Raw genomic sequence first — 9,164 nt, 5'->3', positions numbered from 1 at the left:
GGAAGAAGAGCCCCCGCTTGCTACCCAGTGGTCGACGTCTTCAATGTCCAAGCGGATCGGGGTATCACCAGCGAGCATCTCACGTATCTGGAGAACCTTTGGCCTCAAGCCCCATGTCTTGGGATACTTCAACATCAGTACCGATCCGGCCTTTACCGAAAAGGTCCGCGACATAACTGGGATCTATCTCAATCCCCCTGATGCTGCACTGGTACTATGTATTGACGAAAAGACACAGATCCAGGCGTTGGATAGAACCCAGCCACTGCTTCCCATGAGACCTTTTGTTCCAGAGCGGCAAACACATGACTACAAACGCAACGGCACAACAAATCTCTTTGCAGCACTTGATGTTGCCTCTGGCAAGGTGATCACCAACACCACAAAGGCTCATCGGGCGATCGAGTTCATAGCCTTTTTGGATCAGGTGAAAAAAGAAGTTCCAAAAGAACTCGAAGTCCATATCATCCTGGACAATTATGCAACGCATAAAACCGATGCTGTACGGGCCTGGCTCATAAAAAACCCGAGATTCCACTTCCATTTTACACCCACCTACTCCTCGTGGATGAACCTGGTTGAGAGATGGTTCTCGGAACTGACTACCAAAATGCTCCACACATCCACCCATAAGTCACAAAAGCAACTCGTTGCTTCGATCAACACCTGGGCAGAGCGCTGGAACCAAGACCCAACACCATTTAGGTGGGTAAAGACAGCTGACGAGATATTCGCATCGATGGCAAAGTATCTGGGGAACTAGAACTCAGGGAACTTATGAGAGGGGATACTAGATCCAGATAGGTGTTGACCTCCAAAAAAAAGATTCCGGTTTTGAAATTCATAGACATGGGTATTTTCCAATGAGGCTTCAAGGATATGGGCGGTTGATCGATTCAAAGCAATCATGAGACTTGCTTGGTTTTATTGTTGGCCTAGCAGATGGCGGCTAAAAGTTCAGGTGGCTATTGTTTTAGGACAAGTTGGGTTTCGAAGAGGTCTCGGTAGACTCCCTTTTTCTCCAGCAGTTCAGCGTGTTGTCCTTTTTCAGCGATTTTCCCGGATTTGATTACAACGATTTGATCTGCGGCGACGATCGTAGAGAGTCTGTGGGCGATCACTATCGAGGTTCGGTTGGAGAGTAGGTTAAAGAGGGCGCTCTGAACTGCTGCCTCATTTTCCGTATCTAAATGAGAGGTTGCTTCATCTAGGATTACGATTTCAGGTTTTTTTAGAAAAACGCGAGCAATTGCAAGTCTCTGTCGCTCACCTCCTGAGAGCCTATATCCACGTTCGCCGACTAATGTGTCGAACCCATCGGGCATCTCCATGATCGTTTGATAGATCTGTGCCCCTTTTGTTGCGGCTATAAGTTCTTCATTTGTCGCATCAGGACGGGCGAAACGCAGATTTGACGCTACGGTGTCGTGGAAGAGAAATGTTTCTTGTGATACTACTCCTATATGGTCGCTCAGGTCTTGAAGTGAGATTTCACGGAGATTGATACCATCGAGAGAGATCTCTCCCGCATCTGGGTCGTAGAGGCGTGAAATGAGCGAAGCAATTGTTGACTTGCCAGCACCTGAAGGCCCGACAATGGCCGTCATTGTTCCGGGTTCAACGATAAATGATATGGACTCGAGCGCTACCGTGGTTGAAGGTTGCACATCTGGCGCCTCTGAAAAGGGCGTTTCAATGTCAGGGTAGGTGAAATCGACATTTTCGAAGGCGATTTTGCCCTCTATCTCTTTGATGGCTTTGGGAAACTCTGGATCTGTGACGGTTGGTGCGACGGCGAGTACCTCTGCAACTCTATCGAAAGAGACTAAAGACTGAGAAAGGGTTACCTTGAGAGTTGCCAAGTCGGTAATTGGTGTATAGAGGTTGGTGGCAAATTGTGTCAGCGCAACCAAGGTGCCGATGGTTAGTTGGCGGTCCAAGGCGAGACGTCCACCTATAAGGTAGATACCAGTAACGCCAAGTGCCGCAATCAATGAAACTGCTGCTCCATATAGGCGACCAGCTACTGCTAATTTGATCCCTGAATCTCGAAGTTTTCCAGCTCGATAGTCGTAATTGTGAGTCTCTCTTGTCACATTGCCAAAAAGCTTTACTAAAAGAGCGCCTGAGACGTTCATTCGTTCGGTGGTTAGATTGGATAGTTGAGCATTGGCTTTCATCTGATTCCTTGCCAATGGCGCGATTCGGCGCCCCAGCTTTCGATCTACTACCACAAGGAGCGGCATGGTTACTAAGGCTATTGCAGTAGCGGACGGTGAGAGTTTTAGCATTATGAAAAGTGTGAATGTCAAAGTCAAAACGTCGGAAAAGACACTTGAAATAATCGATATTGCCTGTTGGGAGCCGAGGACGTCATTGTTGAGGCGCGACACTATCGAACCAGATTGGCTCTTTGTGTAAAAGGCAATGGGAAGTCGTTGAAGATGCGCAAAGAGTGCAGAGCGAAGGTCAAGTATTAAGCTTTCACCCATCTTTGAGCTGATCCATCTCGAAGCGACACTGATTGTCGTGGATGTGACAGTCGCGGCGAGCGCTGCTCCTACTAGAAGATATAGCAGTGAGAGTGATCTTTTGGGAATCGCTGTATCGATGATTGACTTTGTAATGAGTGGGGGTGCGAGATCGATTAGCCGCCCAAGGCCTATTAGGAGAACAAAGACGATCAGCATCCGTTTATATTTAGCTAAAAATGACCAGGCCCGAAGGATGGCTGCCTTGGAGATCGCGTCTTTGGTATTGTCCCCATCGCCGCTAGTTCTCGCATAGCGCATGTATTGCATATGGTAGACCTTTACTTTTATTTATCTTATTTGTAACGTCAAAAATTGAATTTCATTCAACCTGTTGATTGTGATGATGAGTTATCAGTTGAAGAGATCTTAGAACGGAGTATTCATTTGATAGACATAGATGGTTTTTACGAAATCATTCAGATGCGGCGGGACGTGAGGAATGAGTTCATCGGTGGTCCGATGGATCAAAGCAAACTGAAACGTATTCTGAGAGCTGCGCATCAGGCACCTTCAGTCGGAATGACTCAACCGTGGGACTTTATTCTTGTGGACGACGACGCTATCCGCATCGACTTTCGAGATCACGTCTTGGTGGAGCGTTCTAAGTTTTCGGACCGGCTTATTGGAGAAGCGCAGGAGACTTTCAACCCTATCAAGATCGAAGGAATCATGGAGTCAGCCATCGGAATCGTAGTGACTTATGATCCGAGCCGGGGTGGGTCAGCAATTTTGGGCCGCAATACTATTGATGAAACAGGACTTTATTCGGTGTGCTTGGCCATTGAGAACCTTTGGCTAGCCGCTACCGCTGAAGGATATGGCGTTGGATGGGTATCGTTCTATCAAGAGTCCTTCCTCTGTGATCTGGTCGGGATCCCTTCTCCGCTACGGCCGATCGCATGGCTTTGTCTTGGACCCATTTCGACGCTTATGGAGGTTCCAGATTTGGAGCGCTTCAACTGGAGAGGGCGTCGCCCCCTTGAAGAAGCACTTTTTCAAAATCGCTACGGTGAACGCTTGAAGCTGGACCTCTGATCTATTTCATGTGCCCTCATTGGTCTTATCTTTTTTGGCCAAACTTATGCGATGTCAATCGATAGATTCAAGAAAGAGTCATATCTCGGCGAATAGGAGATAGCAAGGTGCTCTTCTTGGTAGATTTCATCAACAGCGCTAATTACAACACGTGAAGTTGGATAACTTTCGATAATCAATCGCAAAAAATTGCTTATTTATCAGAATATGAATGTAAGTTGACTAACGGTTGACTGATAGATCACAAAGGGGTGGGAATGGTTAGCTTTTCAGGGGACGGAACTGATAGTAATGGGAGTTGGTCCAAGAGGCTTGCTCAAGTAGGAGTTGAGCTGACGAAGGGACAGGAGCGCTTTGTCGATGTACTTGCCGCTTCGTTTGACGCCAGCTTCGAGAGGTTGTTTGGTGAGGGTCGCATCGTTCCTTACCTTGAAACATCTTTGGAATTAGCGATTCGGCTAGGACAAGATGAGTACGCTTTTTTGTTGGGAGATGAGGGGCAAACCTCGGCTAGCGACCATGGTGAGCATCTCTTGACCATCGATGTAGCCTCGATCGATCAGGCGCATCTAGTCGACTCATTCGTAGCAATACTCGGGAGGTTCGGCTATTTTCCCGAAGTAACACTACATCCGCTTTTAACGCTAGAGCGCGATAGCGAATTAAATATTGTAGATGCATATCGAACCGGAACCAAAGAAGCTTCTGGTCGAGTTGAGTCTTATATCCACTTTGATGTAAAAGCTAACCCAACAGAGCTGGAACTCGAGGCGCTAAATAGTGCTTTTGAGGACCTTTTTTCATTTTTGAATCTGATCAATTCTTCTAACGCAGACTTTTATAGGGACCAGTCTTATAAGACTTGGACGCAAGGTGCATTTTTTGGAGATGACGAAGGATTTGTTCCATTGGGAGCAAGAATAGGGCCTTCAAATAGCGGAATTTTAGAGCGTTTGGGACCAGATGAAGCTTCTAGAATTCAAAGGTCATTTTCCAAGGACTCCAAGAGGCCACACCTGGTCAATGTGATTTCACCCGTAATGGCTACCGAGGCATTGATAGTTGGTCCTGCTCATGATGGTCAAGGTAACGAATCAGGTTACATCGTTGGACTTGGCTCCAAAGCTATGCTCGCTAGCGGGATGGACCTTGAAAATCGCCTAACTAAGCTAGGCGAACTTCTCAATATTCCAGTTGAGAGCTACTCCTATCGTGAACTAAATGAACTTGTCGCAATGATTGCGCGCATCGAACTTGCGCTGATAGACCAGTCGCAACTTCAAGATATAATTTCATCTCTTTTGATTGCCCGTGAGACTAATCAAATTGCAACCTTTATTTCGTGTCTGTGCTGTGATGAAGCGTTACGGATTTACCTTTACGTCCCTACCATTAGATACAAGACCGGTATGGATGCCACAATCGCAGCTCAACTTAATGCTTTGAATAATGAGAACGTCGAATTTCACTGCGTTGAGGCGAGAATTGATGCTCGGATGGCCCGAGTGGATATCGACGTAGTTGCCCTCGACGACACAGACCTAATAGCGAACCTTTTGGAGTACTCAAACTTAATTCAATCGGTTGGCATTAGTGTCTCAAGAAGTTGGTATGACAAGCTTGAGGAAGAGTTATTCAATCGTCATGGTGACCGGCTTGGAACCACTTTGGCACATCGCTACGGAAACGTCTTTGACGGAGCTTATAGGAATGACTATAGTGCCCGCATCGGAGCTGATGATGTAGATCGAATTGAGTCGGCACTTGAGACCGACGGTATTTGGGTTGGATTTACCTCGGAGGTCGATCGTCATCCTTTGATAGAACTTCGATCTAATATTGATATTCGTCTTAGAATAATTCATCTTGGCGAGAGGCGACACCTGTCGAATCTGCTTCCTTTAGTAGAGACTTTTGGTTTGTCGGTAGTGGATGAAGTTCCATATCAGATGGTCTCACCTTCCAATGGCGCGCCAATTTGGCTTTATGATCTGGGGGTCCAGCTAGCTGGGGATGACTCTACTATAGTGCATGAACGGCTAGTTCTCTTTGCGCGCGTCTTTGGTGATGTCTTTCTCTTTGGACTTGATTCAGATCGATTGAACTCTCTCGTGCTTCGTTCTGGCCTAGATGCCACAGCAGTTGTCTTGTTGAGGACTTTGGTTTACTATCAACGCTTTACGACGAATGGATTATCTATCGACCATGCGGTCACTATCGTTGCCTCCTATCCAGGCGTTGCTCGAGGGTTAGCCAACTACTTTGCAAGTCGATTCTGGGACTTCACTAACGATGATGAATCTCTGGCCAAAAGGGCGACTGCTCTTTCTGAGATTGATCAGATTGAGATTCTCGAACACGACGTCTTCTTTAGGCTCCTTGTGGCTATCTGTGATGCGACATTGCGTACAAATCTGCACGTTCGAGAGCACCCAGGCGATGCTGGCGTTATAAAGTTTGATTCCAAGCGGGTGCCTGGCTTGATTGAGCCGGTTCCAATGATCGAGAGCTATGTATTTTCTCCGACGGTGGAAGGGATCCATCTGCGATCTTCTTTGGTGGCCCGTGGTGGAATTCGATACTCGGATCGCTTAGATGACTACCGAACTGAGATTTTGGGGTTGATGAAGGCTCAAGCGGTGAAAAATGCTGTCATCGTTCCCCATGGCGCCAAGGGTGGATTTGTCCTCCGAGGTTCAAAACGCGATGAGCACTCTGTCACTTCGGCCTATGACTCATTCATATCAGGGTTGCTTTCAATTACTGACAACATTGTAGATACGAAAGTGTTACACCCTAGAATTGGCAAGATATACGATGGCGATGACCCGTATTTGGTGGTTGCAGCCGATAAGGGTACCGCAACATTTTCGGATCGGGCAAATAAAATCGCGATGCAAAACCAATTTTGGTTAGGCGATGCCTTTGCTTCTGGTGGTTCGGCTGGATATGACCACAAGGATATGGGAATTACCGCAAAGGGAGCATGGGTGTCAGTCCGCCATCATTTTGCTCATATTGGGATTGACCCAGAGCGTGACCCGATAACTGTAGTTGGTATCGGCGATATGAGTGGCGACGTCTTTGGAAATGGCATGCTTCGATCGCGCTCCATACGACTAGTGGCGGCTTTTGACCACAGAGATATATTTCTTGATCCAAATCCCAACCCTGAAGCGAGTTTTGATGAGCGAGAGCGGCTCTTTGGAGTCCCCCGTTCCTCATGGAAGGAGTACGATCAATCGGTTATCTCCGCTGGAGGAGGCGTTTTCTCTCGAAGCCTCAAGTCAATTACCCTCTCAGAGGAGGCAGCTCGCTCATTGGGAACGGTCGGCGGGAAATATGCCCCAAACGACCTGATCAAAGTCATTCTTTCATCTCCTGTGGACCTGCTTTGGAACGGAGGAATCGGAACTTATTTCCGTTCATCAGGTGAATCAGATAGTGATATCGGCGATAAGACTAACGATTCGGTGCGAATTAGCGCAGCCAATGTCTGCGCCAAGGTCATAGGTGAGGGTGGAAATCTTGGGTTGTCTCAATTGGCAAGGATTGAGATGGCTCAAAAGGGGATTCTGATCAACACAGATGCCATCGATAACTCTGCTGGCGTGGATACATCTGATCATGAGGTAAATCTAAAGATTTTGTATCAACACACCTCTGGCTTGAAGGGCAATGAGCGAGATACTTTGCTCTCTGGTCTTACAGGAGCCATTGAGGATCTAGTTTTATCTGACAACATCTGGCAGAACTGGGCGCTATCACTGGCAAGTTCAGAGTTCGATCAGATGCGAGGCGCCTATATAGAAGCGGTGGATGCGTTAGAGCGTGATGGTGGTTTGGATCGAAGAGTTGAGTTCATTCCCGACAATGAGCAGTTGGGTAGCCGATACTCTCTGACTCGACCAGAACTGTCGGTGCTACTCGCCTACGAGAAATTGAAGATAAAGTCCCTTTTAGGGCAGGCCCACGTGGAAGCGCTGGACATATTTTCCAAGCGAGGGTTGCAATATTTTCCTGATTCTATTCGTGATGCGGTCTCTCATGACATCGAAGACCACCCCCTTTGGCCCGAGTTGGTTGCCAACCAAGTCGCGAATTTAGTTGTCAATATTGCTGGGGTTAGCTATCTAACTCGAACAGTGGAAGAGTCTCGCCGGGACGTCGTTGAGGTTGTGGCGCGATTCTTAGAGGTCGATTCGATCTTTGATACCTCTAATAAACTTTGGAGGTTGATGGGCGATACTCAACTTCGATTTGATAGCGCTCTAGTTGGATTTACCGGAGCGGTTAGATTTCAGGAGAGGGCGACAAGGTGGCTCTTGCGTGATATCGGAGAGTCTCGGATAGCCGATCTTGATCGATTTAGGTCTACTTCATCTTTTCTGATCGACAATTTTGAGGAGTTGCTTACGGAGAGGTATCGAAAGCGTTTCCCAACTTCAGCTCAATTTAAATATGCTCCAGGGAGTGCTGGTGCATTTCGACTTTGGCAGCTATCGAGCTTTGCCACTTCCATTATGGAGATCACCCATCTTTGTGGCATGTACCCAACTAACTCAATTTCAGATTTAGCTGGCATGTTTTTTGAAGTTGGAGAGACCCTTGCGGTGCCAGAGTTGCTTGATGCGGCAATGGCACTTCCGCGTCGCACAAGTTGGGAGCGACAGGTGCGAATTGCGATTCGTGATGAGATAGATTCGGTGCATATTGGGGCATTTAGGGCGATAGTTAATCTTGACAAAGCCAGCGATCGGCGGGCAAAGTTGGCAGCCTACCAAGAGCGGGGAGCCTCTGAACTTGCGAGATCAATCTATATAGACGAGCCTGGTTCTTCATTCGACAAAGATGCCGGTAGCGATCGATTGGCGATGCTAGTCGTTGGCACCAGACGCCTTAGGGCAATTGTTGGCATCTAATTACTCCTAAAGTAGTTCTCGTGAGCCAAGAGATCTCTCTTTATTTCTAGACCAAAGGCATAGCCACCGAGGGATCCGTCAGAGCGGATCACTCGGTGGCATGGCCGAAAGATGGGAATGGGGTTTGTGGAACATGCCCTGGCTGCAGCCCTGTGAGCCTTAGGGTTACCAGATCGATCGGCCAATTTTCCATAGGATATGACAGTTCCTGGAGGGATCGAATCGATAGCATTTTGAGCTATAGCGATAAAGTTGGCGGTTGTCGATGACCCTAAAGAGCGTGGAATCAGTCCAATCTCCAAGAAACTGCCTTTGTTGTAGGCATTTATCGCCTCTTGTATCCTTTCTTGAAGAGCATGCAGCTCTGTACTCTTCTGAGCGTCTTGTGGCGATACAAAATCTAGACCGCCCGGGATTGAAGCGGAATTAGGAGAGACAAAGTCGCTGGATATTATTCCACCTTCTTCAAAGACCACTCTAAAATCGCGATCTAGTAGCTTTAGCGTTGTTGTACTTATCAATTTGTTCTAACCTTTTTTCTACTTCTTTTTATTGACCATTGGATTTTTGCATCTTCTTTTCTATGAGGTTAATGAAAATGATGACAGTGTCCTCGTTTCGTGAAATGCGACAGTTGGGTTGTTGTGGCTTGGTGGGTCTATTTCAAGTAAAT

Annotated in this window: 5 protein-coding genes; 3 read left to right on the top strand and 2 right to left on the bottom strand. The window is 47.2% G+C overall.

Going from position 1 to position 9,164, the window contains the following annotated elements:
• Positions 1 to 763 (top strand): IS630 family transposase (locus AXFE_RS09110; RefSeq protein WP_152625989.1); only part of this gene is annotated, 763 nt, incomplete at its 5' end.
• A gap of 202 nt (positions 764 to 965) precedes the next feature.
• On the opposite strand, the gene AXFE_RS09105 is transcribed toward AXFE_RS09110, so the two are convergent.
• The gene (locus AXFE_RS09105) at positions 966 to 2,801 is read right to left on the bottom strand and encodes an ABC transporter ATP-binding protein (RefSeq protein WP_082058618.1); all 1,836 of its coding nucleotides are present in this window, start codon (positions 2,799 to 2,801) and stop codon (positions 966 to 968) included.
• Positions 2,802 to 2,918: 117 nt separating this feature from the next.
• Between AXFE_RS09105 and bluB the strand changes: the two genes are divergently transcribed.
• On the top strand, positions 2,919 to 3,569 hold the full coding sequence (gene bluB / locus AXFE_RS09100) for a 5,6-dimethylbenzimidazole synthase (protein ID WP_407071680.1): 651 nt from the start codon (positions 2,919 to 2,921) through the stop codon (positions 3,567 to 3,569).
• A gap of 257 nt (positions 3,570 to 3,826) precedes the next feature.
• Positions 3,827 to 8,491, top strand: a complete 4,665-nt coding sequence (locus tag AXFE_RS09095; RefSeq protein WP_052605552.1) for an NAD-glutamate dehydrogenase domain-containing protein — start codon at positions 3,827 to 3,829, stop codon at positions 8,489 to 8,491.
• On the opposite strand, the gene AXFE_RS09090 is transcribed toward AXFE_RS09095, so the two are convergent.
• Positions 8,488 to 9,012, bottom strand: coding sequence for a methylated-DNA--[protein]-cysteine S-methyltransferase (locus AXFE_RS09090; protein ID WP_052605551.1), 525 nt, complete (start codon positions 9,010 to 9,012; stop codon positions 8,488 to 8,490). The two genes, AXFE_RS09095 and AXFE_RS09090, sit on opposite strands and share 4 nt — an antisense overlap.
• Positions 9,013 to 9,164 lie beyond the last annotated feature (152 nt).

This window comes from Acidithrix ferrooxidans (assembly GCF_000949295.1).
GTDB classification, from domain to species: domain Bacteria; phylum Actinomycetota; class Acidimicrobiia; order Acidimicrobiales; family Acidimicrobiaceae; genus Acidithrix; species Acidithrix ferrooxidans.
This window is presented reverse-complemented; position numbering and strand designations above follow the sequence as displayed.

Excerpts from the sequence above, each read along its gene's own strand:
- AXFE_RS09105 (WP_082058618.1), bottom strand. The coding sequence starts at position 2,801 with ATGCAATACATGCGCTATGCGAGAACTAGCGGCGATGGGGACAATACC.
- AXFE_RS09095 (WP_052605552.1), top strand. The coding sequence starts at position 3,827 with ATGGTTAGCTTTTCAGGGGACGGAACTGATAGTAATGGGAGTTGGTCC.